The organism is Burkholderia sp. AU39826, from assembly GCF_020419965.1.
GTDB classification, from domain to species: Bacteria; Pseudomonadota; Gammaproteobacteria; order Burkholderiales; family Burkholderiaceae; genus Burkholderia; species Burkholderia semiarida.
The window spans coordinates 66081-92686 of sequence record NZ_JAIZQG010000013.1; the positions used below are offsets into that span (position 1 = coordinate 66081).

Consider the following 26606-nt stretch of genomic DNA (forward strand, 5'->3'; position numbering starts at 1 on the left):
GGCGTGCACGGCTAGCGGCCAGACAGAATGCAGTGCGCGGCGCCACGGCGCGGCGTGCAGGAACGAGCGGTGGCGGTCTCGCCGCGCAAGAAATAAAGCCGGAGCGGTTTCCGGTACACAAATTGGACTGAAGTGGAGAATCAAGCATGAGCGGTCAAAACCAGACCCCGTACTATTTCGTGCCGCATCCGTCGCAGCATCCGATCAGCGCGGCCATCGGCCTGCTGGTCATGCTCGGCTCGGTAGCGCTGTGGATCAACGGTCACGACTGGGCGCCGTTCACGGCGCTGCTCGGCCTGCTGTGGTTGCTCTTCACGCTGTATCACTGGTTCGGCGACGCGATCGCCGAATCGGAAGGCGGTCATTACGGCAAGAACGTCGACAAGTCGTACCGCTGGAGCATGAGCTGGTTCATCTTCTCGGAAGTCATGTTCTTCGGCGCGTTCTTCGGCGCGCTGTTCTATGCGCGTGAAATCGCGCTGCACCAGCTCGGCAGCCTCGACTACAAGCTGATCTGGCCGGACTTCTCCGCCGTGTGGCCGAACGAAGGCCCCGCCGCGCTCGCCGGTCACTTCAAGACGATGGGCCCGTGGCCGGTCCCGACGCTGAACACCGCGTTCCTGCTGTCGTCGGGCGTGACGCTGACGATCTCGCACCACGCGCTGCGCGACGATCATCGCAAGAAGGCGATCGCATGGCTGGCCGCGACGCTCGTGTTCGGGATCTGCTTCCTGTTCCTGCAGGGCTTCGAGTACTACCACGCGTACAACGAACTGAACCTGACGCTGAACTCCGGCGTGTACGGTTCGACGTTCTTCCTGCTGACCGGCTTCCACGGCTTCCACGTGTTCCTCGGCGGCACGATGCTCGCGGTGGTGCTGGTGCGGATGATCCGCGGCCACTTCAAGCCCGATCATCACTTCGCATTCGAAGGCGCCGCGTGGTACTGGCACTTCGTCGACGTCGTCTGGCTCGGCCTGTACGTCGTCGTCTACTGGCTGTAAATGCAAAAACGGCCCGCGCAGCGATGCGCGGGCCGTTTTCATTGGTGTCGTGGGCGCGGCGGCGAAGCCGCGAGCGACACGGCCCCGGCGCCGCCGCGACTCAGTCAGGCGGCGCTTTTGCTTGGTGGCGCGACCGTGCGGCTAAATGTCACAGCGGTCACGGTGTGCCACAGCGGCAACGGCATCAACGCCCGATCGGCAGGCCGGTCGAATGGATCCAGCCCATCCAGTTCGCGAACAGGATGAGCAGGAACAGCGACACCGACAGCCCGACGCGGGTGGCGAGCGACCAGACCATGCGTTTCGTGTGGCCGCGGTCGTGCATCATGAAGTAGAGCGCCGAGCCCATGCTGGCAATGATGAGGACGAAGGCGATGGGAACGAGGATGTGCATGACACGAACCGGACGACGGCAATTCGAAAGGAAGAGGATAATTATCGCACTTCGTTTTCGCGGATGTGCCGGGCGGGCCGCACGATGAAGATTCGCTGGCTGCCCGCGCTGCTGATCCTTGTCGTCGTCGCCGTCACGATCCGTCTCGGTTTCTGGCAGCGCGACCGCGCGCACCAGAAGGAAGCGCTGCAGGCGAGCATCGCGCGCTACGAGCAGGCGGCGCCCGTCGACATCGGCGCGCAGCCGGTTCCGCTCGCGTCGATCGAGTTTCGTCGCGTGCGGGCAAAGGGCCGTTTCATGCCCGAGCAGGCGGTGTTCCTCGACAATCGGCCGTATAACGACCAGCCGGGCTTTTACGTCGTGATGCCGCTTAAACTCACGGGCGGCGGCGTCGTGCTCGTGAATCGCGGCTGGCTGCCGCGCAACATCGCCGATCGCACGGCGATCGAGCCGTTCGCGACGCCGGCGGGCGACGTCGAGATCGTCGGCATCGCGCGCGCCGACGCGTCGCGCGCGTTCGAGCTCGGCGAAGGCGGGTCGGCCGCGCACCAGAAGATCCGGCAGAACCTCGACGTCGCCGCGTATGCGAAGGAAACCGGGCTGCCGCTGCAGCCGTTCGTGATCCAGCAGACGAGCGACGACGGCGACAAGCTCGTGCGCGACTGGCCGGCGGCGACGACCGGCGTCGAGCGCAATTACGGTTACATGTTTCAGTGGTGGGCGATGGCGGCCGCCGCGCTCGGCTTCGGCCTGTACGCCGCGCGGCGTGCGGCGAAGAAGTCGGCCGGCGCGTGAGCGTCGTGCCAGGACGCGGCGCCGGCGCCGCGGGTTCGTTTCGAGAGGTCTGATTTGTCCATGCAATCTTCCCGTCAGGGTCCGGCCGCCGCGCCGATGTCGCAGGCGGCCCGCAAGCGCGGCCGCTGGATGCTCGTGCTGCTGGGGCTCGTGTGCGCCGCGCCGATGATCGCGTCGTACTTCACCTATTACGTGATCAAGCCGAAGGGCGGATCGACGAACTACGGCACGCTGATCGAGCCGCAGCGCCCGATCCCGGCCGATCTGCAGGTGACCGACGAAACCGGCAAGACGGTACCGCTGTCGTCGCTGCGCGGCGTCTGGCTGTTCGTGATGACCGACCGCAGCGCATGCGACGACGCGTGCGCGAAGAAGCTCTATTTCATGCGGCAGATCCGCGTCACGCAGGCGGGCGAGCGGCACCGGATCACGATGGTGTGGCTGCGCGGCGATGCGGGCGCGGTGCCGCAGAAGGTGCTGGACGCGTATCCGGACACGCGCCGGCTCGTCGCCGATCCGGCCGCGGTGGCCGCGTGGCTGCCCGCCGACGCCGGCACGAAGGACAGCGACCACCTCTACCTGGTCGACCCGAACGGCAACCTGATGATGCGTTTCCCGAAAGACCCGAATCCCAGCAAGATCAAGTCGGACGTGACGAAGCTGCTGAAGTGGTCGAGCATCGGTTAAGGCGAGAGAACGAGGCACCATTCCGATGTCGTATCTACTGCAACTCGGCCTGATCGGCCTGTGCATCGCGCTGCTGCCGCTGTCGTACGTGTGGGTGAAGGCCGACGACGACAAGTTTCGCAAGCTCGTGTGGATCACCACGTTCCTGACCCTCGACCTCGTGATGTTCGGCGGCTTCACGCGGCTGACCGATTCGGGCCTCGGCTGCCCCGACTGGCCCGGCTGCTACGGCACGTCGTCGCCGTTCATCGCGCACGCGGCGATCACGGCCGCGCATCAGGCGATGCCGACGGGACCCGTCAGCATGACGAAGGCGTGGATCGAGATGATCCACCGCTATTTCGCGATGGCGATCGGCGTGCTGATCATCGCGCAGGTGGTGATCGCGTGGGCCGCGCGGCTGCGCCGCCGCCCGCTGCACGTGTCGCCGTGGTGGCCGACGAGCCTGCTGCTGCTGATTCTCGTGCAGGGCGCGTTCGGCGCATGGACGGTCACGATGAAGCTGCAGCCGGTGATCGTCACGATCCACCTGCTGCTCGGCCTGACGCTGCTCGGCACGCTCGGCTGGCTTGCGGCGCGGCAGACGCCGCTGCCGTCGCATGACCCGGAGGCCGGGCGTTACCGCGCGGCCGCGCTCGCGGCGCTCGTGCTGCTCGTCGTGCAGATCGCGCTCGGCGGCTGGGTGAGCACCAATTATGCGGTGCTCGCGTGCACCGACTTCCCGACCTGCAACGGCCAGTGGATTCCGCCGATGGACTTCCAGCACGGCTTCCACCTGTGGCGCGCGCTCGGGATGACGAAGGACGGCGACGCGATCACGCAGGACGCGCTGGTGGCGATCCACTGGACGCACCGCACGTTCGCGTTCGTCGTGGTCGCGTACCTGGTCGCGTTCGCGCTGAAGATGCGCCGCTTCGAGTCGCTGCGGCGGCCCGCGAACGGCGTGCTGCTGGTCGTCCTGCTGCAGTTCGTGACGGGGCTGACCAACATCGTGCTGCAGTGGCCGCTGCCCGTCGCCGTCGCGCACAACGGCGGGGCCGCGATCCTGCTGCTGCTCGTCGTCATGTTAAACTTTCGCATCCTTTCAAGCCGCCCCGGCCGTGTCGCGCAGCCTGCGCGCGACGCCGCCCCGGCGTGACCGCCCCCATGCAAAGCACCCTCTCCCAATCGCCCGGTAGCCGCTTTTCCCAGTACATGGCGCTGACGAAGCCGCGCGTCACGCAGCTCGCGGTGTTCTGCGCGGTGATCGGCATGTTCCTCGCGACGCCGGGCATGGTGCCGTGGCATGTGCTGATCGGCGGCACGGTCGGTATCTGGCTGCTGGCCGGCGCCGCGTTCGCGATCAACTGCCTCGTCGAACAGAAGATCGACGCGATGATGCGCCGCACCGCGTGGCGTCCGTCCGCGCGCGGCGAGATCACGACGCCGCAGATCCTGCTGTTCTCGGCCGTGCTCGGCAGCGTCGGCGCCTGGACGCTCTATACGTTCACGAATCCGCTGACGATGTGGCTGACGATCGCGACGTTCGTCGGCTACGCGGTGGTCTACACGCTGCTGCTCAAGCCGATGACGCCGCAGAACATCGTGATCGGTGGCGCGTCGGGCGCGATGCCGCCGGCGCTCGGCTGGGCCGCCGTCACCGGCGCGGTGCCGGGCGACGCGTGGATCCTCGTGCTGATCATCTTCGTATGGACGCCGCCGCATTTCTGGGTGCTGGCGCTCTATCGCCGCAAGGATTACGAGAACGCCGGGCTGCCGATGCTGCCCGTCACGCACGGCGAGCAGTTCACGCGGCTGCACATCCTGCTGTACACGGTGATCCTGTTCGCGGTCACGATGATGCCGTTCATTTCCGGCATGAGCGGGGCCGTCTACCTGACGAGCGCGGTGCTGCTCGGCGCGGTGTTCCTCGCGTATGCGTGGAAGATCCATCGCGACTATTCGGACGAACTCGCCCGCAAGGCCTTCCGCTACTCGATCGTCTATCTGTCGCTGCTGTTCGTCGCGCTGCTCGTCGATCACTATGCACGCCCGCTGCTCGGCGTGTAACCGCACGGTTTGAACGCAATGCTCCCATCACGGTTCGGGCGCCGCGCGCGCCAAGGCTGGATGCTCGCGTGCGCATTCGCGGCAGCGCTGCTGCTCGCCGGATGCGACAACGCGCCGAAATTCCAGAATCTCGACATCACCGGCAACACGCAGTTCGGCAGCGACTTCTCGCTGCCCGATACGACCGGCAAGGTCCGCACGCTCGCCGACTTCAAGGGCAAGGCCGTCGTGATGTTCTTCGGCTATACGCACTGCCCGGACGTGTGTCCGACCACGATGGCCGAATTGTCCGAAGCGCTGAAGCAGCTCGGGCCCGATGCCGCGAAGCGCGTGCAGGTGCTGTTTGTCACCGTCGATCCGGAGCGCGACACGCCGGCGTTGCTCGGCCAGTACGTGCCCGCGTTCGATCCGTCGTTCATCGGCCTGCGGCCGGCCGACGAAGCGGCGCTGAAGAAGATCACGAAGGATTTCCGCGTGTATTACGCGAAGGTGCCCGGCAAGACGCCCGGCAGCTACACGATGGATCACACGGCCGCGAGCTACGTGTTCGACCGCGACGGCAAGCTGCGCCTGTTCGTGCGCGACGGCCAGGGCCCGGCCCCGTGGGTCCACGACCTGAAGCTGCTGGTCGACTGACCGGCAGCAGCCGGGCGCCCGGCCCGGCGTTGTACGTGACGGCCGTTTCGCGCCGTCACGTTTCCCTCTCTCATTGTGTGCGCATGCGCTGCCCGCTGGGGCGGCGCGTCGGCATGCGCGCGTATCGCGCCGAAGCCGCGTTACGGCAGCGCCGGCACGTTGAAGCCGGAGGCGGCGCGCGTGATCCGGAATTCCGTCACGCGATAGGTGGCGAGCCCCTCGGTGACGAACGGGTCGGTCTCGAGGATCGCGTCGAGTTCGTCGCGATCGATGCGGGCCGCGAGGATCACGCCGCCTTCGCGCGGCACTTTCGGCCCCGCCGCGATGAAAATGCCCTTGTCGAATTGCGGCTGCAGATACGCGCGGTGGCGTTCGAGCGCGTCGTCGATGCGCTCGAGCGACGCGGTGTAGTGGATGTCGATGACGTACATGGATGGCCCTGGAATGATGCCGGCGCGCCGCGCACCGGCCAGCCGGTCTTTTTAGCACAGCGGATGCGGGCTGTCGCGCCGGCGAGCCGCGTGGCGGGCGGCGGGCGGCGCCGCCTGTCGATCGCCGGTTCGCCGCGGCCGCGCGTATTCAAGATGTAAGCCTCGTTGCCGTAAATGAAAGAGCAACCGTTTGCGCGCGGCAGGCCGTTCGCGCGCCGGAGGCATCGACATCGACAGAGGCACGCAGATGAGCAGAATGAGTTTGAACCGCAAGCTGTGGCTCGCGCTTGCGCTGGTATGGATCGGTCTTCTGGGCGTCGGCGCATGGAGCGCCTACGAGACGCGCGCGACGATGCTCGCCGAACGCAAGGCCGGCATCGCGAATCTCGTCGATTCGGCGGCGGGCATCGTGAAGGCTTATCACGCGCTCGCGCAGAGCGGCACGCTGCCCGAGGCCGACGCGAAGCGCGACGCGCTCGCGAGCCTTGCCGCGATGCGCTACGGCGATTCGGGCTATGTGTTCGTGATGGATTCGAAGCCGGTCGTGCTGATGCATCCGACGCTGCCGAAGCTCGTCAACACGCAGGTCGGCGACTATCTCGATCCGGACGGCAAGCCGCTGTTCGTGACGATCTTGAACGCGGCGAAGGCGACCGGCAGCGGGTTCGCCGAATATCGCGGGCGGCTGCCGCACAGCGAGACGGCCGTGCCGAAGATCAGCTACGTCACGCGGTTCGCGCCGTGGGACTGGAACATCTCGAGCGGCGTGTTCCTGAAGGACATCGACACCGTCTACTACCGGACGCTGCTCGGCCACCTGGCCGTGGTGTTCGTGATCGGCCTCGTGATCAGCGCGGCGATGCTGGTGATCATCCGCAACGTGCGCGGCAGCCTCGGCGGCGAGCCGGACGAAGCGGCCGCGCTCGCGGCGCGCATCGCGCGGGGCGACCTCACGCAGCCGGTGCCGGTGCGCGCGGGCGACCGCACGAGCATGATGGCCGCGATGCACGACATGCAGGCGCGGCTGCAGGCGACGATCGGCGGGATTCGCCAGTCGGCCGAATCGATCGCGTCGGCGAGCCGCCAGATCTCGGCCGGCAACGACGACCTGTCGCAGCGCACCGAGGAGCAGGCCGCGTCGCTCGAAGAAACGGCCGCGAGCATGGAGCAACTGACCGCGACGGTGAAGCAGAACGCCGACAACGCGCGACAGGCGAGCGGGCTCGCGAACAACGCGTCGGACATCGCGCGCACGGGCAGCGACGTCGTGAACCGCGTGATCGGCACGATGGGCGAGATCGACGACAGCTCGCGCAAGATCGCCGACATCATCGGCGTGATCGAGGGCATTGCGTTCCAGACCAACATCCTCGCGCTGAACGCGGCGGTCGAGGCCGCGCGCGCGGGCGAGCAGGGCCGCGGCTTCGCGGTGGTCGCGGGCGAGGTGCGCTCGCTCGCGCAACGCAGCGCGACGGCCGCGAAGGAGATTCGCGCGCTGATCGTCGATTCGGTCGAGCGCGTGCGCAACGGCTCGGCGCTGGTCGGCCAGGCCGGCACGACGATGGGCGAGATCCTGCAGGCGGTCGCGCGCGTGACCGACATCATGGGCGAGATCGCGGCCGCGTCCGAGGAGCAGGCGAGCGGCATCACGCAGGTCGGCCGCGCGGTCACGCAGATGGACCAGGTGACGCAGCAGAACGCGGCGCTGGTCGAGGAAGCTGCGGCGGCGGCCGCGTCGCTGCAGGAACAGGCCGCGCGGCTGCGCGACGCGGTCGGCGCGTTCCGGGTCGGCAATGCCGGCGGCCCGTCGTCGCAGGGCGGCCGTGGCACGGCCGCCGAACCGGCATTCGGTAGTGCGAAGGCGGCCGACGAACTGGCGGTGGCGTGACGCATGCCGCGTGAGGAGGGGATGCGTCGCGGCGGGTACGCAACTAACGGCCGAGTCGTGCAGCGGTCACCGGCACTGCGCTGGTGCATACCCATATGAGCGGGATGTATTTCACTTCCCGCCGATCCTGTGACACCATTTGCCCCTTCGTGCGAGTCCGGGCATACCCGTATCGCGCCCCATTTCAGTCAAGCAAGAAAGCGAGAAACAGATGAAGCGTCGCAGTCTCCTGAAGGTATTTTCCGTGCTGGCCACCGGCGCCGCGCTGACGCTGTCGGCAGGCGCGCACGCCGAAGACAAGGTGATCAAGGTCGGCACGGTCGCCGGCCCGGATGCGCAAGTGTGGCAAGTCGTGCAGAAGGTCGCGAAGGAGAAGGAAGGCCTGAACGTGAAGGTCATCGAGTTCAACGACTACGTGCAGCCGAACGCGGCGCTCGATTCGGGCGACCTGGACGCGAACAGCTTCCAGCACCAGCCCTACCTCGACAGCCAGGTGAAGCAGCGCGGCTACAAGCTCGTCAGCGCGGGCCTGACCTACATCTCGCCGATCGGCGTGTATTCGAAGAAGTTCAAGTCGCTGAAGGATCTGCCGCAGGGCGCGAAGCTCGCGGTGCCGAACGATCCGTCGAACGAGAACCGCGCGCTGCTGCTGCTGCAGACGCAAGGCGTGATCAAGCTGAAGGCGGGCGCCGGCACGGGCGGCAACAACGCGACGGTGCTCGACATCGCCGAGAACCCGAAGAAGCTGAAGATCTCGGAACTCGACGCCGCGCAACTGCCGCGCGTGCTGTCGGACGTCGACGCGGCCGTGATCAACACGAACTACGCACTGGCCGCGAACCTGCAGCCGACCAAGGACGCGATCGCGCTCGAAGCGCTGACGAGCCCGTACGCGAACCTGATCGCCGTGCGCGCGAAGGACAAGGATCAGCCGTGGGTGAAGAAGCTGGTGAAGGCGTACCAGTCGCCGGAAGTGAAGGAATTCATCAAGAAGCAGTTCAAGGGCTCGATGGTCGCGTCGTTCTGAACGCCGCTCACCGGGCGGACCGCTGAACGAAAAGGCCTGCATCGCGCAGGCCTTTTTTCATTGGCGCGGCCGCTTGGCGGCCGCCCGGCGGTCAGCGTCCGCTCACATCTCCCCGCGCCGCGAGCAGATCGACATGATCTGCTGGATCGCGTAGTTGTCGCGCACACCCGGCAGCGACTGCACGACGCATTCGTGAAAGCGCCGTTCGCGCGGCAGCAGCATCGCGTTGTTGCGGTACAGCGCGTCGCACGAGCGCTGGATCAGCTGCGCGGCGGCGCCGTTGCGGCTCTCACGTAGCGCATTGAGCATGCAGTCGTCGTATTGCGCGTTGCCGTCGGTCAGCGCGAACGTTGCTCCTGGCAGTACCAGCGCAATGGTCGCGCATGCGATTGCACGAATCGTTCGTTTCAAGTCTCCTCCGATGGTGTGGATCGGGTCGGCGGACAGCATAACGTAAAGCGGTCAACGCGGCTGGCGCGTTGCGCCCGAACCGGCGCGGCGCGGCGGGCCATGACGGGCGCGCCGGCTTTTCCCCGGTTTCTTCCGACGAAAACCGGTTTCGTACCAGTACTGTGCGACGCGGACGCATTGCCATATACTGTATATCCATACAGTTGTGGGTGGCGTCATGCTCGCATCCTCCATTACTCCCGAATCCCTTCATCCGTCCCTCTGGCGCGGCTCGCAGCTCGCGCGCGGCGGTCCCCGCACGGTCGAAACGGGCTTCGCGCCGCTGTCCGCCGAGTTGCCGGGCGGCGGCTGGCCGGTCGGCGGTCTCGTCGAACTGCTGGCTGCGCAGCCCGGCCGCGGCGAGATGCGGCTGCTCGCGCCCGCGCTCGCCCGCACCGTCAGCGCGCGGCGGCCGCTCGCGCTCGTCGCGCCGCCGCAGGCGCCGCATGCCACCGCGCTCGCCAGTCTCGGCGTGCCGGCCGACGCGCTGCTGTGGCTGCGCGCCGGCAGCCGCACCGATGCGCTGTGGGCCGCCGAGCAGGCGCTCAAGACCGGCTGTTGCGGCGCGCTGCTGCTCTGGCAGGATGCGCGGCCCGATGCGCTGCGGCGCCTGCATCTCGCGGCCGCGCGCACGGGCGACACGCTGTTCGTGATGCTGCGTCCGCTGTCGGCCGTGAAGCAGCCGTCGCCGGCCGTGCTGCGCGTCGCGCTGTATCCGGTGCCAGGCGGCGTGTCGCTCGACATCGTCAAGCGTCGCGGGCCCGCGCGCAGCGAGCCGCTCGTGCTCGATTTGCCGTCGCCCATCGTGGAGAGCCGCTATGCGCGTCTTGCTCGGCATCCATCTGCCGCGCCTGCCGCTCGACGTGTGCGCCCCGCCGCCGTCTGACGCAGCGGCCGGCGAGGCCGGCGACGCCGGCTGTGCGGTGCTCGAGCAGGGCGTCGTGCTGATCGCCGATGCGGCCGCGCGACGGCAGGGTGTGCGCGCGGGCATGAAGCGCGGCGGCGTGCTGACGCTTGCGCCCGCGACGCGGCTCGTCGAACGCGATCCCGCCCGCGAAGCCGATGCGCTGCGCGCGGTCGCGCTCGCGTTGCTGCGCTTCTCGCCGTGCGTCGCGCTCGACGACGAAGCTACGCTGCTCGTCGACGTCGGCCCGAGCCTGCGCCTGTTCGGCGGCCTGCCGTCGCTGTGCCGCCAGGTGCGCGCGACGCTCGCGGCGCTCGGCTATGCGGCGCGCCTGTCCGCCGCGCCGACCGGGCGCGGCGCGTGGCTGCTCGCGCGCACGTCGGCGCGCTCGCGCATCCGGCGCCGCGTCGCGCGGCAGCGCTCGCTCGTCCGCACGCTCGACCGGCTGCCGTGCGGGCTGCTGCCCGATGCGCGTCCGTATGCGGGCTGGTTCGACGGCCTCGGCTGCCGCACGCTCGCCGATCTGCGCCGCCTGCCGCGCGCGGGGTTGCAGCGGCGCTGCGGTCCCGCGCTGCTGGCCGCGCTCGATCGTGCGTACGGCGAGGCGGTCGAGCCGCTCGCGTGGATGGCGGTGCCGCCCGTGTTCGACGTGCGGCTCGAATTGCCGGAGCGCGTCGAATACGCGGAAGCCGTGCTGTTCGCCGCGCGGCGGCTCGTCGTGCAGCTGTGCGGGTGGCTAGCCGCGCGGCAACTGTCGCTGGCCGCGATGACGTTCGATCTCGAGCACGAGCGCGGCCGCCAGGCCGTGCCGCCGACACCGCTCGCGCTCGCGTTCGCCGCACCCGTGCGCGACGAAGCGCATTTCATGCGGCTGCTCGGCGAGCGGCTCGCGCGCGTGGAGCTACCGGCCGCGGTGATCGCGGTGCGGCTGAAGGCCACGCGCGTCGAATCGGTCGCGCCGCCGGCCGACGATCTTTTTCCCGAGCCGGGCGGTACGCGGGAAACCCGTGAACGGTTGCTCGAACTGCTGGTCGCGCGGCTGGGCGCGGACAACGTGTTGCGCGCGGCGCCCGTCGCCGATTACCGGCCCGAGGCCGCGAACCGCTGGCTGCCGCTCGATGCGCAAGCGGGCAAGCCGGCTGCCGGCCCGCCCGCCGCGCCGCCGCGTCCCGCGTGGTTGCTGGCTGAACCGCTGCCGCTTCTGATGCGCGGCGAGCGGCCGGTATTTCATACGCCGCTCCGGATGATGTCGTCGGCCGAGCGGATCGAGGCCGGGTGGTTCGACGGGCAGCTCGCTGCACGCGATTACCACGTCGCGCAAGATGAAGCCGGTGCGTGCTATTGGGTGTTCAGGGAGCGGGCGGGGAGCGAGACCGAACCGCACTGGTTCCTGCACGGCCTGTTCGGGTGAGCGGAGATGGTTGCGGAATTCAGTTTGCTGCCCGATTACGCGGAGTTGTTCTGCCGCTCGAATTTTTCGTTCCTGCACGGCGCGTCGCATGCGGACGAACTGGTCGAGCGTGCGGTGGAACTCGGCTATCGCGGGATCGCGATCACCGACGAATGCTCGCTCGCCGGCGCGCCGCGCATGTATGTCGCCGCGAAGGCGAACGGGCTGCCGCTCGTCATCGGTTCCTATTTCGACGTCACGCCGGATGACGTCGCGCCCGGCCAGGATCCGGGCCCCGGTGCGTTCGGGCTCGTGTTGCTCGCGCAGAACCGCGAAGGGTACGGCAATCTTTCCGAGCTGATTTCATGGCGGCGGATGGAGGCGCCGAAGGGAACTTACCGGCTCACGTCGCGAATGTTGTCGAGGCCGCCAGAGGAATTCGCCCATCTGCGCGGGATGCCCGACTGCTTCGCGATCCTCGTGCCCGCGTATCCGGTGCGGGCGGACGTACTCGACGCACAGGTCGCATGGTTTCGCGCGACGTTCGGCGAGCGTGCGCGGCTTGGGCTCGTGCAGTTGCAGCGCGCGCTCGACGGCGCGCAGCGCGACGAGATTCGTGAGGCCGGCGAGCGGCGCGACGTGCGGATCGTCGCGCTCGGCGACGTGACGATGCACCGGCGTTCGTGCAAGGCGTTGCAGGACGTGATGACGGCGATCCGTGTCGGCATGCCGGTGGCCGAGTGCGGCTATGCGCTCGCGCCGAATGCGGAGCAGCATCTGCGTACGCGTGGACGGATAGCGAAGTTGTTTTCGCCGGAAGAAATTGGCGAAACCTGCGCGATGCTCGACGCGTGCGATTTCGATCTCGGCAAACTGCGCTACGAGTATCCCGACGAGATCGTGCCGAAGGGGCTCACGCCAACGCGCTATCTGGAACAGGAAACCTTCGCGGGAGCGGCCGATCGTTATCCGCAGGGCATTCCGGAAAAGGTCGACAAGCAGATCCGCCATGAACTCGACCTGATCGCCCGGCTGGAATACGAACCGTTCTTCCTGACCGTCTACGACATCGTCAAATACGCGCGCAGCCAGAACATCCTGTGCCAGGGTCGTGGCTCGGCCGCGAACTCGGTGGTCTGCTACTGCCTCGGCATCACCGAAGTGAATCCCGAGCAAAGCACGATGCTGTTCGAGCGCTTCATCAGCGAGGAACGCGGTGAGCCGCCGGATATCGACGTCGACTTCGAGCATCAGCGTCGGGAAGAAGTGATCCAGCACATCTACGAAAAATACGGCAAGGACCGCGCCGCGCTCGCGGCCGCCGTTTCGACGTATCGCCCACGCGGCGTGCTGCGCGAAACCGGCAAGGCGCTCGGCGTCGATCCGATGCTGGTCGATCGCGTCGCGAAGGGGCATCGCTGGTTCGACGGCAGCCGCGATCTGCTGCAGCAATTCGCGTCGACCGGGCTCGATCCGGCGACGCCGATCATTCAGGCATGGGCCGAACTGGCGGGGCGCTTGCTCAACTTTCCGCGTCACCTGTCGCAGCATTCGGGCGGCTTCGTGATCAGTCGCGGCAAGCTCACGCGGCTCGTGCCGGTCGAGAACGCGGCGATGAACGGGCGGCGCGTGATCCAGTGGGACAAGGACGATCTCGAGGCGCTCGGGCTGATGAAGGTCGACGTGCTCGCGCTCGGCATGCTGTCGGCGCTGCATCGCGCGTTCGACCTGCGCACCGCATGGCGCGGGCCGCCGGAGCCGGGCTGCGAACCGTTCACGCTGAAGCACATTCCGCAGGATGACGAAGCAACTTACGACATGATCTGCCGGGCCGATACGGTCGGCGTGTTCCAGATCGAATCGCGTGCGCAGATGTCGATGCTGCCGCGGCTGAAGCCGCGCAACTACTACGACCTCGTCGTCCAGGTGTCGATCGTGCGGCCCGGCCCGATTCAAGGCGGCGCGGTGCATCCGTACCTGAAGCGGCGCAGGATCGTGGCCGGCGAAGAGGAGGGCGAGGTCACGTATCCGAGCGACGCGCTCAAGGAAGTGCTCGTTCGCACGCTGGGTGTGCCGATCTTCCAGGAGCAGGTCATGCAGATTGCGATCGTCGCCGCGGGTTTTACACCTGGCGAAGCGGATGACTTGCGTCGCGCGATGGCCGCATGGAAGCGCAAAGGCAATCTCGAGAAATATCAGGACAAGATCATCAGCGGGATGCTCGAACGCAACTACACGCGCGAATTCGCCGAACAGATCTTCGAGCAGATCAAGGGCTTCGGTGAATACGGTTTTCCCGAAAGCCACGCGGCCAGCTTCGCGAAGCTGGCGTACGCGAGCAGCTGGCTCAAATGCCACGAGCCCGCGATCTTTCTCGCCGCGCTGCTGAACAGCCAGCCGATGGGGTTCTACCCGCCGTCGCAGCTCGTGCAGGACGCGAAGCGTCACCGCGTGAAGGTGCTGCCGATCGACGTCACGCAAAGCGGTTGGGAGGCGTCGCTCGAAGCGCTGCCGGGCCAGCCGCCGCCGCACGGCCAGCCCGCGGTGCGGCTCGGCCTGTCGCTCGTGCGCGGCCTTGGCGAAGCCGCTGCGCGCCGCATCGAAGCCGCACGCATCGCCGGCCCGTTCGACAACGTCGACAGCCTCGCCCGCCGCGCGCAGCTCGAACGCCGCGATCTCGAAGCGCTCGCCGCCGCGAACGCGCTCGCGACGCTCGCCGGCCATCGCCGCGATGCGCTGTGGCAGGCCGTCGCCGCGGCGCCGGAGCGCGATCTGCTTGCCGCCGCGCCGATCGACGAAACGGAGCAGCCTGCGCTCGGCGCGCCGTCGGAAGCCGACGACATCCTCGCCGACTATCACACCACCGGCCTCACGCTGAACCGCCATCCGGTCGCGTTGCTGCGGCCGGCGTTGCGCGCTCAGCGGTTGTCGTCCGCGGCCGAACTGCGCGACCGTCCGGACGGCCGGCTCGCGCGCGCATGCGGGCTCGTGATCGCGCGGCAGATGCCGGGCACCGCGAAAGGCGTGATGTTCATGACGCTCGAAGACGAAACGGGTTGCGTGAACGTGATCGTCCGGCCCGAGCTGCTCGCGCGGCAGCGTCGCGAAACGCTCGATTCGCGGCTGCTCGCGGCGTCCGGCGTGTGGCAGGTCGTCAGCGACGTGAGGCACCTCGTCGCGCAGCATTTCGAGGATCTGACGCCGTTGCTCGGCGGCCTGCGCACGTCGAGCCGCGAATTCCATTGATTCCTGCGGCCGTGCGCCGACCGCGCGGTGCTCGCCGCATGACTCGCGTATCAGACAAGGCCGACATCGAGTCTCACCAAGGATTCAATAAATAAGGATAACAAATCATTTACGAAATTTGACAATGTATTAAATAGAAGATCGAAATTTCGTACTCGTCCCATGGCGTAGGAAGGCAGAAATTGAAACAATCTTTTCCGAAATATGCAAAGCAGCGGCTATCGGGACAAACCTTGAGGCGGCATCAGGTGCAGATGCATATTTCCTTTTTTTTCTAACGTATCAACATAATGAGGTCTGTTTATGAAGCTTACCCGCGCAAGTCTTGCCATTGCAACGTTCGCTGCCGCGATTGCGGCGCCCGGCGTTTCGCAAGCCGCACCCGACGGCACCATCACGTTCAAGGGCAACATCTCCGCTCAAACCTGCACGGTCAGCGGTAACGGTGGCGGCAAGGACTTCACGGTCACGCTCCCGTCGGTTTCCGTCAGCACGCTGTCGGCCGCCGGCCAAGTGTCGGGCCGCACGCCGTTCACTATCGCACTGACCAACTGCTCGACGAAGACGGGCCTCGTTCACACGTTCTTCGAGTCGGGCCCGACCACCAATCAGGAAATCGGCACCCTGGAACTCCAGGGCGCCGACGCCGCCCAGAATGTCCAGGTTCAACTGCTGAACGCGGACCATTCCCCGATCAAGGCGGGTGCCGAAGATGCATCGCAGGGCGACAAGAAGGTGTCGATCGTCGACGGCAACGCAACGTTGCAGTACTACGCTCAGTACTACGCGACCGGCGCGGCGGGTGCGGGTCCGGCCAACACGCAGGTCATGTACACGATGGCCTACGAATAAGCAGAGCGCCGGTTTCACCGTCTCTCGATCTAGAAGGATGAGACGGGTAGATCCTGTCTCATCCTTCCATTGCTGTTTCCCTACCTTAAACAGTTGATAACTGCCATGCAAATTAAGCAATCCTTAAGATGGCTCATCGCCGGCGGGTGCGTCGTGTTGGGGCTTGCAGCCGCCTTGAATGCACAAGCTTCCGTTGTCGTCGGTGGAACCCGGCTCGTATACGACGCGAACGAGGCCGAGGCCACGATCAAGCTGTCGAACGACGATGGCAAGTCTCCCGCACTGGTGCAGTCATGGGTCGATACGGGCGACATCAAGGCCGCTCCGTCGGCGATCGACGCCCCGTTCACGGTCACGCCGCCGATCGCACGCATCGATCCCGGCAAGGGCCAGACGCTGCGTGTCGTGTTCACCGGCGAGCCGCAGCCGCAGGACAGGGAATCGGTGTTCTGGCTCAACGTCCTGGAAGTGCCGCCCAAGCCCGGTGCGGATCAGGCCGACACGAACAAGCTGCAACTCGCATTCCGCACCCGGATCAAGTTGTTCTACCGTCCCGCGGGGCTCAAGGGCTCGTCCAACGATGCACCCGGACAAATTGGCTGGCGGCTGACGCACAAGGACGGCCGCCCGTTTCTCGAAGCGCGCAATCCGACACCGTACTACGTGTCGTTCTCGGCGATCGAAGCGAGATCCGGCGGCAAGACCATCCCGACGAACGAAGCCGGCATGGTGCCTCCGATGGGCAACAAGGCTTTCCCTTTGAAGAGCGATCTTCCTGCGGCGCCGGACGCGAAAGTGTTTTACAGCGTGCTGAACGACTGGGGCGGCTCCGTCGAAGGCGATACGGCATTGAAGCCGGACAACACGCCTGCCGCGAACTGACACCGGACGACCGATACCGCGCGACGGCGGTTTCACGCTCCCTCCATTTCCTCCGCTTGTACCCGATTTGCCCGACCGCAGCAGGCGGTCAGGGCGTGTTTTGTCGCGGAGATTTCAACTGGCCTTCGCTATGCAAAGAAGAAATCGAGATTCATTTTCCACCGCGCTACGCCCGTTCAGCCTGGTTGCATCCGCGTTGTTCGCGTGCTCCGGCGCGTACGCGAGCGATGGCGCCGCCATGCAGGTGGCGCAAGTGGAATTCAACGATTTGTTCTTGCAGCGCCCCGGCGCGCCGCACGTCGACGTCAGCCGCTACAGCAAGGGCAACATCGCGTCGCCCGGCGTCTACCGCGCGGACATCTACGTGAACCAGCATTGGCTCGGCCGCTCGGAGGTGACGCTCAAGCAGATCGGCAGCCGAAGCGATAACGTTCAACCGTGCTTCGATCGCGCGCTGCTCGAGCGCATGGGCGTGGATCTGTCCAAGCTGTCGGAGCAGGTGGCCGCGCAGATCGACGGCCCTGTCGACGCCAGTGCGTGCCTGACCTTGCCGGAGCTGGTGCCGGACGCGACCGCGCAGTTCGACAACGGCGAGCTGCGGCTCGACATCAGCGTGCCGCAGGCTTCGATGCTGCGCAACCCGCGCGAGTATGTCGATCCGCGCTACTGGGACGAAGGCGTGCCGGCCGCCATCTTGAAATACAACGCGAATGCGTACCGCTCGGTGGCGGCGGGCACGGCATCGACGCAAGGGTATGTCGGGCTGACGGCCGGGCTGAACGCCGGTCCGTGGCGTTTCCGGCACGACGGCAACGTATCTTACAACTCGTTCAGCGGCGGTACCCAGTATCAGAGCGTGCAGACCAACGTGAAGCGCTCGATCGCGAAACTGAAAAGCCAGCTCGTCGTGGGCGAAGCCTTCACGAACGGCAAGCTGTTCGATAGCGTCGGCTTTCGCGGCGTGCAGATCGAATCGGACGAGCGGATGTATCCGGCCTCGCAGCGTGGCTACGCACCGACGATTCACGGCATTGCGAAGAGCAACGCGTTGGTGAGGATCCGCCAGAACGGCAACACCATCTATGAAACCAACGTCGCGGCCGGGCCGTTCGAGATCGACGACCTGTATCCGACCGGCTATGGCGGCGATCTTCAGGTGGAGGTCACCGAAGCCGACGGCAGCAAGCATGTGTCGAGCGTGCCCTATGCAGCGCCCGTCAACGCGCTGCGGGTCGGCAACACGCGCTTCAGCGCAACGGTGGGTCAGTACCGGAGCCAGATGCTCAACAGCAAGCCGTGGATGTTCGAAGGCACGCTGCTCCACGGTTTCACGAACGCGATCACCGGTTATGGCGGCGTGCAGGCAAGCGAAGGCTATATATCGGCCCTGGCCGGCGTCGCGCTCAACACGTCGTTCGGCGCGTTCGGCTTCGATATCACGCAGGCCAATGCGAGCCTGAAGGGCCTGCCGAGCCGCAGTGGGCAGAGTATGCGGATCACCTACAGCAAGCTGCTCGCGCCGACCGACACGAACCTCACGATGGCGGCTTATCGTTATTCGAGCAGCGGCTACCTGAGCATGCGGGACGCGGTGACGTTACGGGATCTGGCCGGGCGCGGCATGAACGATCACATGATGACGACCGGCGTGCAGCGCGGGCGACTTCAGCTTACCGTCACGCAGAATTTGCCGCGGGGGTATGGCTCGTTCTACCTGTCCGGCTCGACGCAGGATTACTGGAATCAGAGCGGCCGCGATACGCAGTTCCAGGCCGGCTACAGCAACAATTTCAAGCAGCTGAATTACAACGTGTCGCTGGTGCGCCAGCTCGACGCGACGCGGGGCCGGTGGGACAACCGCATGATGCTGACGCTCAACGTGCCGCTCGGCAGCGGCCCACGTGCGCCGTATTCGTCGACCATGCTGCAGCGCGACTCCGACGGCAGCGTGCAGGTGCAGGAATCGGTATCCGGCACGCTCGGCGTCGACGACGCGTTCAGCTACGGGCTGAACGGCAGCACCACGAGCGGCGGCCCGGGGCGCGCGTCGTCCAGCGTGGGCGGCAACGTGTCGTACGCGGCGCCGTTGGCCACCGTCACCGGCAGCGCATCGAAGGGATCGGGCTACAGCCAGGTCGGCGCGGGCGTGTCGGGCGGCATCGTGGCCTACAGCGGCGGCGTCGCGTTTGCGCCGCAACTGGGCGAAACCGTCGCGATCGTCGAGGCCCAGGGCGCGCGCGGCGCCCGCGTATTGAACGGCAGCGGCCTGCGTATCGACCGTTGGGGGCACGCCGTCGTCACGAGCCTGCAGCCGTTCTCGCGAAACGACATCGAGCTCGATCCGAAGGGCTTGCCGCTGAGCGTCGAACTCAAGTCGACGTCGCAATACACGGTGCCGACGGCTGGCGCTGTCACACGGCTCAAGTTCAAGGCCGAGGGCGGCGGGCGCTCGGTGGTCATCCGCGGCAAGACGGCCGACGGCGAGCCGTTGCCGTTCGGCGCGCAGGTGTTCGATGCGAAGGGGCAGGAAGTCGGCACCGTTGCGCAGGCGGGACGCATCATCGTGCGCAGCATGAAGGGTGAAGCAGGCGACTTCAGCGTGAAGTGGGGCGACGGCACGAACGACCAGTGCCGGATGAGCGTTTCGCTATCGGGCGGCGCGTCGGGCGGCAAGGCCTGGTCGACCGCGAATGCGGTGTGCGTGCGGTGATCTTGCCGCTGGAAGGCGAAGTCGCGGGCGAGCGTTCGATCCTTGCCCGATGTGCGGCGCGGATGGTCGTAACGAGAATTACGGCCTGTATCGATTTAAGTAAAGGAATGCGAAATGTCGATGAAGAAACGAATATTCGGGCGCGGGTTCCCGGCGCTTGGCAGAATCATGATGAGCGGCCTCCTGTGTGCGGCGGCAGTTTTTTCGGGCGCGAGCGAGGCTGCCCTATGGAATGGCTGTTATGTCAAAAGGGATGGGGTGATGTTGCCCTACGACCAAAACGGCCTCTTCACCATCGCCTTCGACCTTCCCGCAAGCGTCCAGGTTGATCCGAACGTGCCGAACGGGACGGTTTTATATACGGCAATCTCGCAGCCGGCGTCCCATGAGATAACGTGCCCGCAGTTGAGTAGTTTCAATCTTGATTGGAGGATGTGGGGGGGGAGCCCGTCGGGAACCGCTGGTGGTCAACCTAACGTATACACCACCATGGTTCCCGGCATTGGCGCACGCATTTCCGCTGCTGACATTGCGTCCGGCGCGTATTGGCCGGTTTCTCAGAATGTGAATCCGGCGACGCTTTATACTCAGCTAGCCGTCAAGCTCGAATTGATCAAGATCGGTGCAGTCACGTCCCCCCCTAATATGCCCCCTGGTACAATAGACCGCCTCGCTACTCTATTTATCCGGAACTATGCCGGGTACCTCATCCAGTTGAAGCTGGCGAGACCGATCGTCATCCGGCCTGTCGCGCCGACGTGCAAGGTCGAAACGCCGGTTATTCAGGCGTCGCTGGGCACCGTCCTTAGCAGAAGCCTCGAAGGCGGCGCGACGTCGAGCGCCGTGCCGTTCAATATCCGGTTGCTGTGTAGCGGGGCCGGACAGATCACCGGGACGCCCGGCAAGGCGCTGACCTACATCACGTTGACGGATGCCACCAATCCCGGGAACCGGTCCGACATGCTTTCTCTCTCGAGCGATTCCACTGCTACCGGAGTCGGGATCCAGATTTTGCGTAGTGACGGTAGCATCGTCAGCTACGGCCCGGATTCGAGCGCGGAGGGCAACCCGAATCAATGGTATGTCGGCGAGTATGGCAACGGCACAGTGGATATCCCGCTGAAAGCCCGCTATGCCGGCGAAGGTGGAAAGGTTGGGCCGGGCAGTGCGAATGGCCTTGCCACTTTCACGATGAGTTATCAGTAATCGGCACAGGCAGCGCCCACCCGCGGCGCTGTCGCTTCAATGCCGAACCCGGCCTGTTCGTTCGGCGTGAGCGTAACGTGTCGTGCCATGACCGCATCCCCCCGAGCGCAATGCATACCAGTTGCCCAAAGTGGTTCTATCCTGGTCCGCTTCCGACGCCCGAAAACGCGGCAAATCCTTCCCTCGAACTGTCCCCTTGCATACCACCTCGGGTAAATCCCTATCCCGCACTGCATTGTAAACAAAGGCTTTCCCGTTACTAAAACGCTTGCCGCACAAGGCTTCCGGCGATTTCCGCGGCGCTAATACCAGTTCGTTGACTGGTATTATGGTGGTTATATAATGCGTTCACTTTCGACGGTCCGAGATCGTCGTCCGACACGCGGAGGCACATGGAAACCGGCTGGTCCGAACTGGCGCCCGATCCCCTCGACGACACGCCGCTCTATCTGCAGCTCGCCCGCAATCTGGCGAGCGCGATCCACGCCGGCGCGTGGCGGGCCGGCGAGGCGCTGCCGTCGGAACGGCTGCTGTCGGTGTCGGTCGGCGTGTCGCGGATCACCGCACGTCGCGCGCTCGCGCTGCTGGTCGAACAGGGCCTGATCAAGCGGGCGCGCGGCGCGGGCAGCTTCATCACGCCGCGTGTCGCCGATCCGCTGTCGCGTCTCGTCGGCTTCACCGCGAAGATGCGGCAGCGCGGCTTCGTGCCCGATTCGGTGTGGCTGTCGCGCACGCTGCGCGCCGCGAGCCGCGACGAGCTCACGCATCTCGGCCTCGCGCCGGGCGCGACGGTCGCGCGGCTCGAACGGCTGCGCCGCGCGGACGGCATCGTGATGGCGGTCGAGCATTCGACGCTGCCGGCCGCGGTGGTGCCCGATCCGCAGGCGCTTGGCGCGTCGCTGTACGAATACCTCGAGGCGCGCGGCATGACCGTCGTGCGCGCGCTGCAGCATTTTCGCGCGGCGAACGCGACGCACGCGATCGCGAAATGGATGGCGGTGAAGCCGGGCTCGGCGCTCCTCGTGATCACGCGCATCGGCTACGGCGCCGACCAGCGCGCGATCGAAGTGACCGAAACGTATTGCCGCGACGACTACTACGACTTCGTCGCCGAACTGAAACGCTGACGCGCGAGACTGCCTGCGCACCCCGCGCGATCGCGATGGAACGCAATCGCGCGCAATGAATCGCAACGGATTGGCCAATCACGACGCGGATGCCCGCGTCACCCGATCATCAAGAGAACGTCATGCTGACTGGCAACATCCTGACCCCCGACGGCTGGATTCACGGCTCGCTCGATAGCGAGAACGGCCGCATCACCACGCTCGACGGCACGCCCGTCGATCCCGCGACGAACGACGCGCCGTACATCCTGCCCGGCTTCATCGACCTGCACGTGCATGGCGGCGGCGGCGCCGACGTGATGGAAGGCGGCGACGCGATCGAAACGATCGCACGCACGCACGCGCAATTCGGCACGACGAGCCTGCTCGCGACGACGATGACCGCGCCGCGCGACGAGCTGATGGCGGTCGTCGCGAATCTCGGCACCGTCGCGCGCACCCGCACGCCGGGCGGCGCGCGTGTGCTCGGCGTGCATCTCGAAGGCCCGTACATCAACCCCGGCAAGCTCGGTGCGCAACCGGACGCGGCGGTGTCGGCCGTGCTCGACGAGGTGCTGAAGTATCTGTCGATCGCGCCGATCCGCGTCGTCACGCTGGCGCCGGAAATCGCGGGCCACATCGAGATCATCGGCGAGATGGCCGCGCGCGGCGTGCGCGTGCAGCTCGGCCACTCGCTCGCGACCTACGACGATGCCGTCGCCGCGCTCAAGCACGGCGCGTGCGGCTTCACGCACCTGTTCAACGCGATGTCGCCGCTGCATCACCGCAACCCGGGCCTCGTCGGCGCGGCGCTCGCGCATGCGGAATACGCGGAAATCATTCCCGACCTGCTGCACGTGCACCCGGGCGCGATCCGTGCGGCGCTGCGCGCGATTCCGCGCCTGTACGTCGTGACCGACAGCACGTCCGCCACCGGGATGCCCGACGGCGAATACCGGCTCGGCAGCCAGCACGTGACGAAGTGCCTCGGCGGCGTGCGGCTCGCCGACGGCACGCTCGCCGGCAGCACGCTGACGATGGACCAGGCGCTGCGCAACCTCGTGTCGCTCGGCCTGCCGATCGCCGACGTGTCGAACCGGATGTCGCGCTATGCGGCCGACTACCTCGGCGTCGCCGATCGCGGCCGCCTCGTGCGCGGCGCATGGGCCGACCTCGCGGTGTTCGATCGCGACCTGAACCTCACCGCGACCTACGTCGAAGGAGAATCGATTGTCGAATATGCTTAAGGAAGCGCGCGAGTCCGCCCAGGTCGTCGCCGCGCAACTCGCCGACACCACGCGCGTCGAAGCGCTCGCCGGCCAATTGCTCGATCACCCTCCGGCCGTCGCGCTGACGGTCGCGCGCGGCAGCTCGGATCACGCCGCCAGCTATTTCGCGAGCCTGACGATGAGCCGCCTCGGCGTGCCGGTCGCGTCGCTGCCGATGTCGGTCGCGACACTGCAGCAGGCGCCGTTGAAGGTGCAGGACCAGCTCGCGCTCGCCTTCTCGCAGTCGGGCAAGAGCCCCGACCTCGTCAACACGATGGCCGCGCTGCGCGAAGCCGGCGCGCGCACCGTCGCCGCCGTGAACGTGCTGCCGTCGCCGCTCGCCGACGCGTGCGAACACCAGTTGCCGCTGCTCGCCGGCCCCGAACTGTCGGTCGCCGCGACGAAGAGCTATATCGCGATGCTGTCGCTGTCCGCGCAGATCGTCGCGTACTGGCAGCGCGACGCCGCGCTGATCACCGCATTGCGCGGCTTGCCCGACGTGCTCGCGCAGGCCGGCCGGCTCGACTGGTCGCAGGCCGTCGCGGCGCTCGCGGGCGTCGAACGGATGATCGTCATCGGTCGCGGCCTCGGCCTCGCGATCGCGCAGGAAGCCGCGCTGAAGCTGAAGGAAACGTCCGGCATCCAGGCCGAGGCATTCTCGAGCGCCGAAGTCCGCCACGGCCCGATGGAGCTGATCGACCGCGATTATCCGCTGCTCGTGTTCGCGCCGCCGGGGCCCGAACAGGCCGGCCTGCTGCAGCTTGCCGCGGACATGCGCGCACGCGGCGCCGCCGTGCTGCTCGCGGCGCCCGCCGGCACGCCCGGCACGCCCGACGCAAAGGGCACCGTGCTGCCGCTCGCGCAGTCCGCCCATCCGGCGCTCGATCCGATCGCCGCCATTCTTTCGTTCTACGTGATGGCGGCGGATCTCGCCGTCGCGCGCGGCCGCAATCCCGACACGCCGCGCCACCTGAACAAAGTCACCGAAACGCACTGATAGCCGAGAAAGCCGATGAGACGCGCCGAGGAGTCCCAGTTGAAGAGCCCCACCCACGATCAGATCGTCCTGCTCAGCCCGTTGACGGGGCCGATCGTCGCACTGGCCGACGTGCCCGATCCGGTGTTCTCCGGCGGGATGTTCGGCGACGGCATCGGCATCGACCCGCTCGCGGGCCGGCTCGTCGCGCCGTGCGCGGGCGTCGTGTCGCATCTCGCGCGCACCGGCCACGCGGTGACGATCACGACGCCGCAAGGCGCGGAAGTGCTGCTGCACATCGGCATCGACACCGTCGAGCTGAACGGGCAGGGCTTCATCGCGCACGTCGAAGCCGGCGCACGCGTCGAAGCGGGCGCGTTGCTGATCGAGTTCGACCAGGACGCGGTGGCGCGTCACGCGCATTCGCTCGTATCGGTGATCGCGATCGCGAATTCCGATGCGTTCGAGGTGGTCGACCGCGCGAGCGGTTTCGCGACGGCCGGCGAGACGCCGTTGCTCGTGCTGCGCGGCAAGGGCGAAGCCGCCGCGCAGGCGGCGCAGGCCGGCGCGGCCGCGCACAACGAAGTGCGCCGCGAGATCGTGCTCGCGCAGCCGGGCGGCCTGCATGCGCGGCCGGCCGCGCGGGCGCGCGAAGCCGCGCGCGGGTTCGACGCGAGCGTCGACGTGTTGTTCGACGGCCGCAAGGCGTCGATCGCGAGCGTCGTCGGTCTGCTCGGTCTCGGCGCCGGCGAAGGCGCGACGGTCGAACTGGTCGGCCGCGGCGCGCACGCGCAGCAGGCCGTCGATGCGGTCGAGCGCGAGCTGCTGCGCGAGGCGCACGGCGAAGTGGAGGAAAAGCCGGCGCGGCTGAAATCGCCCGCGCCGCAAACCATCGTGCACGCGACCGGCGCGGCGCTCGACCCGAACACGCTCGCCGGCGTGTGCGCGGCGCCCGGCATCGCGGTCGGCACGCTGGTGCGTCTCGACGATGCGGACATCGTGCCGCCCGAACAGGCGGCCGGCACGCCCGCGTCCGAAAGCCGCCGGCTCGACCAGGCGCTGAAGGCGGTCGACGCCGAACTCGCCGAAACGGTTCGCAACGCGTCGGCGCGCGGTGCGGTCGGCGAGGCGGGGATTTTTGCGGTGCATCGCGTGCTGCTGGAAGACCCGACGCTGATCGACGCGGCGCGCGACCTGATCAGCCTCGGCAAGGGCGCCGGCTTCGCGTGGCGCGCGACGATCCGCACGCAGATCGACACGCTGTCGAAGCTCGACGACGCGCTGCTCGCCGAGCGCGCGGCCGACCTGCGCGACATCGAGAAGCGCGTGCTGCGCGCGCTCGGCCACACGAATGGCGCGGCGCGCACGCTACCCGACGAAGCCGTGCTCGCGGCCGACGAATTCACGCCGTCCGACCTGTCGTCGCTCGATCGCGAGCGCGTGACCGCGCTCGTGATGGCGCGCGGCGGCGCGACGTCGCACGCGGCGATCATCGCGCGGCAGCTCGGCATCCCGGCGCTGGTGGCGGTCGGCGATGCGCTGTACACGATTCCGGACGGCACGCAGGTCGTCGTCGATGCGAGCGCGGGCCGGCTCGAACACGCGCCGACCGCGCTCGACGTCGAGCGCGCGCGGCACGAGCGCCAGCGCCTGGACGGCGTGCGCGAGGCGAACCGGCAACTGGCCGGCGTTGCGGCCGCGACCGTCGACGGCCGCGCGATCGAGGTCGCCGCGAACATCGCGACGCTCGACGACGCGAACACCGCGGTCGACAACGGCGCCGACGCGGTCGGCCTGCTGCGCACCGAACTGATGTTCATCCACCGCCAGGCCGCGCCGACCGTCGTCGAGCACCAGCAGAGCTACCAGTCGATCGTCGACGCGCTGCAGGGCCGCACGGCGATCATCCGCACGCTCGACGTCGGCGCGGACAAGGAAGTCGACTACCTGACGCTGCCGCCCGAGCCGAACCCGGCGCTCGGGCTGCGCGGCATCCGTCTCGCGCAGGTGCGCCCCGATCTGCTCGACGATCAGTTGCAGGGCCTGCTCGCGGTGAAACCGTTCGGCGCGGTGCGCATCCTGCTGCCGATGGTGACCGACGCGGGCGAACTCGTGCGGCTGAGGAAGCGCATCGACGAATTCGCGCGCGCGCAGGGCCGCACCGAGCCGATCGAGGTGGGCGTGATGATCGAGGTGCCGTCGGCCGCGCTGTTGGCCGACCAGCTCGCGCAGCATGCGGATTTTCTGTCGATCGGCACCAACGACCTCACGCAATACACGCTCGCGATGGATCGCTGCCAGGCCGATCTCGCCGCGCAGTCCGACGGCCTGCATCCGGCCGTGCTGCGCCTGATCGACATCGCGGTGCGCGGCGCCGCGAAGCACGGCAAGTGGGTCGGCGTATGCGGCGCGCTCGGCGGCGATCCGCTCGCGGTGCCGGTCCTGGTGGGCCTCGGCGTGACCGAGCTGTCGGTCGATCCGGTGGCGGTGCCGGGCATCAAGGCGCGTGTGCGCCGTCTCGATTACCAGTTGTGCCGTCAGCGCGCGCAGGATCTGCTCGCGCTCGATTCGGCACAGGCGGTAAGGGCAGCAAGCCGCGAGGTCTGGCCGCTCGACTGAGCGTCGACGGCGGGCTCGCGGCCCGTTTTACTACGAAAGCAATTAGGTCAACGACGCTTAACGACGAGACATGGATTGGAGGATCG

At 67.2% G+C, this 26606-nt stretch carries 22 protein-coding genes; 19 read left to right on the forward strand and 3 right to left on the reverse strand.

Annotated features, from left to right (window positions below; translation table 11 throughout):
* The first annotated feature begins 146 nt into the window (after positions 1-146).
* Entirely contained in the window at positions 147-1004 is an 858-nt protein-coding gene (locus LGM42_RS21300; RefSeq protein ID WP_006486364.1) for a cytochrome c oxidase subunit 3, read from the forward strand.
* A gap of 184 nt (positions 1005-1188) precedes the next feature.
* Here the strand turns inward: LGM42_RS21300 and LGM42_RS21305 are convergent, their stop codons facing one another.
* Positions 1189-1398, reverse strand: coding sequence for a twin transmembrane helix small protein (locus LGM42_RS21305; protein ID WP_006477735.1), 210 nt, complete (start codon positions 1396-1398; stop codon positions 1189-1191).
* 84 nt (positions 1399-1482) lie between these two features.
* Here LGM42_RS21305 and LGM42_RS21310 point away from each other — a divergent pair, with 84 nt between their 5' ends.
* From LGM42_RS21310 to LGM42_RS21330, 5 genes are read left to right on the forward strand one after another with little or no spacing between them, the layout of a single operon-like run.
* On the forward strand, positions 1483-2193 hold the full coding sequence (locus LGM42_RS21310) for an SURF1 family protein (RefSeq protein ID WP_060312568.1): 711 nt from the start codon (positions 1483-1485) through the stop codon (positions 2191-2193).
* A 60-nt stretch (positions 2194-2253) separates the two neighbouring features.
* Positions 2254-2880 (forward strand): SCO family protein, encoded by a 627-nt coding sequence (locus LGM42_RS21315; RefSeq protein ID WP_226233110.1) that lies wholly within the window; start codon positions 2254-2256, stop codon positions 2878-2880.
* A gap of 25 nt (positions 2881-2905) precedes the next feature.
* The gene (locus LGM42_RS21320) at positions 2906-4018 is read left to right on the forward strand and encodes a COX15/CtaA family protein (protein WP_059576136.1); all 1113 of its coding nucleotides are present in this window, start codon (positions 2906-2908) and stop codon (positions 4016-4018) included.
* An 8-nt stretch (positions 4019-4026) separates the two neighbouring features.
* Positions 4027-4929, forward strand: a complete 903-nt coding sequence (gene cyoE, locus LGM42_RS21325; protein ID WP_059576139.1) for a heme o synthase — start codon at positions 4027-4029, stop codon at positions 4927-4929.
* Positions 4930-4947: 18 nt separating this feature from the next.
* Positions 4948-5565: an SCO family protein gene (locus LGM42_RS21330; protein ID WP_060312490.1), complete on the forward strand. Its 618-nt coding sequence runs from the start codon at positions 4948-4950 to the stop codon at positions 5563-5565.
* Positions 5566-5705: 140 nt separating this feature from the next.
* On the opposite strand, the gene LGM42_RS21335 is transcribed toward LGM42_RS21330, so the two are convergent.
* Positions 5706-5996, reverse strand: a complete 291-nt coding sequence (locus LGM42_RS21335) for a YciI family protein (protein WP_006477740.1) — start codon at positions 5994-5996, stop codon at positions 5706-5708.
* Positions 5997-6243: 247 nt separating this feature from the next.
* On the opposite strand from LGM42_RS21335, the gene LGM42_RS21340 reads away from it, so the two are divergent.
* Both LGM42_RS21340 and LGM42_RS21345 read left to right on the forward strand, forming a co-directional pair.
* Positions 6244-7884, forward strand: a complete 1641-nt coding sequence (locus LGM42_RS21340; protein ID WP_060312492.1) for a methyl-accepting chemotaxis protein — start codon at positions 6244-6246, stop codon at positions 7882-7884.
* A gap of 211 nt (positions 7885-8095) precedes the next feature.
* Positions 8096-8911, forward strand: a complete 816-nt coding sequence (locus tag LGM42_RS21345) for a MetQ/NlpA family ABC transporter substrate-binding protein (RefSeq protein WP_059576148.1) — start codon at positions 8096-8098, stop codon at positions 8909-8911.
* A gap of 102 nt (positions 8912-9013) precedes the next feature.
* Here LGM42_RS21345 and LGM42_RS21350 read toward each other — a convergent pair whose 3' ends face one another.
* Positions 9014-9322, reverse strand: a complete 309-nt coding sequence (locus tag LGM42_RS21350) for a VF_A0006 family four-cysteine protein (RefSeq protein ID WP_226233111.1) — start codon at positions 9320-9322, stop codon at positions 9014-9016.
* Positions 9323-9539: 217 nt separating this feature from the next.
* Here LGM42_RS21350 and imuA point away from each other — a divergent pair, with 217 nt between their 5' ends.
* The 11 genes from imuA to ptsP all read left to right on the forward strand — a co-directional run bounded on the left by imuA (position 9540) and on the right by ptsP (position 26520).
* Positions 9540-10247 carry a translesion DNA synthesis-associated protein ImuA gene (gene imuA / locus LGM42_RS21355; RefSeq protein WP_226233112.1) on the forward strand — a complete coding sequence of 236 codons (708 nt, stop codon included), beginning with the start codon at positions 9540-9542 and terminating at the stop codon, positions 10245-10247.
* Complete coding sequence (locus LGM42_RS21360) at positions 10180-11676, forward strand: Y-family DNA polymerase (RefSeq protein ID WP_226233113.1); 1497 nt, start codon at positions 10180-10182, stop codon at positions 11674-11676. Before imuA ends, LGM42_RS21360 begins: the two co-directional genes overlap by 68 nt.
* Before the next feature lie 6 nt (positions 11677-11682).
* Positions 11683-14901 (forward strand): error-prone DNA polymerase, encoded by a 3219-nt coding sequence (locus tag LGM42_RS21365; RefSeq protein ID WP_226233114.1) that lies wholly within the window; start codon positions 11683-11685, stop codon positions 14899-14901.
* 303 nt (positions 14902-15204) lie between these two features.
* Positions 15205-15753, forward strand: a complete 549-nt coding sequence (locus tag LGM42_RS21370; RefSeq protein ID WP_060312502.1) for a fimbrial protein — start codon at positions 15205-15207, stop codon at positions 15751-15753.
* 105 nt (positions 15754-15858) lie between these two features.
* Positions 15859-16635, forward strand: coding sequence for a fimbria/pilus periplasmic chaperone (locus LGM42_RS21375; protein ID WP_226233115.1), 777 nt, complete (start codon positions 15859-15861; stop codon positions 16633-16635).
* A 238-nt stretch (positions 16636-16873) separates the two neighbouring features.
* The gene (locus LGM42_RS21380) at positions 16874-19345 is read left to right on the forward strand and encodes a fimbria/pilus outer membrane usher protein (RefSeq protein WP_226233116.1); all 2472 of its coding nucleotides are present in this window, start codon (positions 16874-16876) and stop codon (positions 19343-19345) included.
* Between the two features lie 114 nt (positions 19346-19459).
* On the forward strand, positions 19460-20551 hold the full coding sequence (locus LGM42_RS21385; protein ID WP_226233117.1) for a fimbrial protein: 1092 nt from the start codon (positions 19460-19462) through the stop codon (positions 20549-20551).
* 392 nt (positions 20552-20943) lie between these two features.
* Positions 20944-21678, forward strand: coding sequence for a GntR family transcriptional regulator (locus tag LGM42_RS21390; RefSeq protein WP_226233118.1), 735 nt, complete (start codon positions 20944-20946; stop codon positions 21676-21678).
* A gap of 122 nt (positions 21679-21800) precedes the next feature.
* The gene (gene nagA, locus LGM42_RS21395; protein ID WP_226233119.1) at positions 21801-22904 is read left to right on the forward strand and encodes an N-acetylglucosamine-6-phosphate deacetylase; all 1104 of its coding nucleotides are present in this window, start codon (positions 21801-21803) and stop codon (positions 22902-22904) included.
* Positions 22897-23922, forward strand: a complete 1026-nt coding sequence (locus LGM42_RS21400; RefSeq protein WP_226233154.1) for an SIS domain-containing protein — start codon at positions 22897-22899, stop codon at positions 23920-23922. The genes nagA and LGM42_RS21400 overlap by 8 nt, the downstream gene beginning before the upstream one ends.
* A gap of 15 nt (positions 23923-23937) precedes the next feature.
* On the forward strand, positions 23938-26520 hold the full coding sequence (ptsP, locus tag LGM42_RS21405) for a phosphoenolpyruvate--protein phosphotransferase (RefSeq protein ID WP_226233120.1): 2583 nt from the start codon (positions 23938-23940) through the stop codon (positions 26518-26520).
* Positions 26521-26606: the final 86 nt, after the last annotated feature.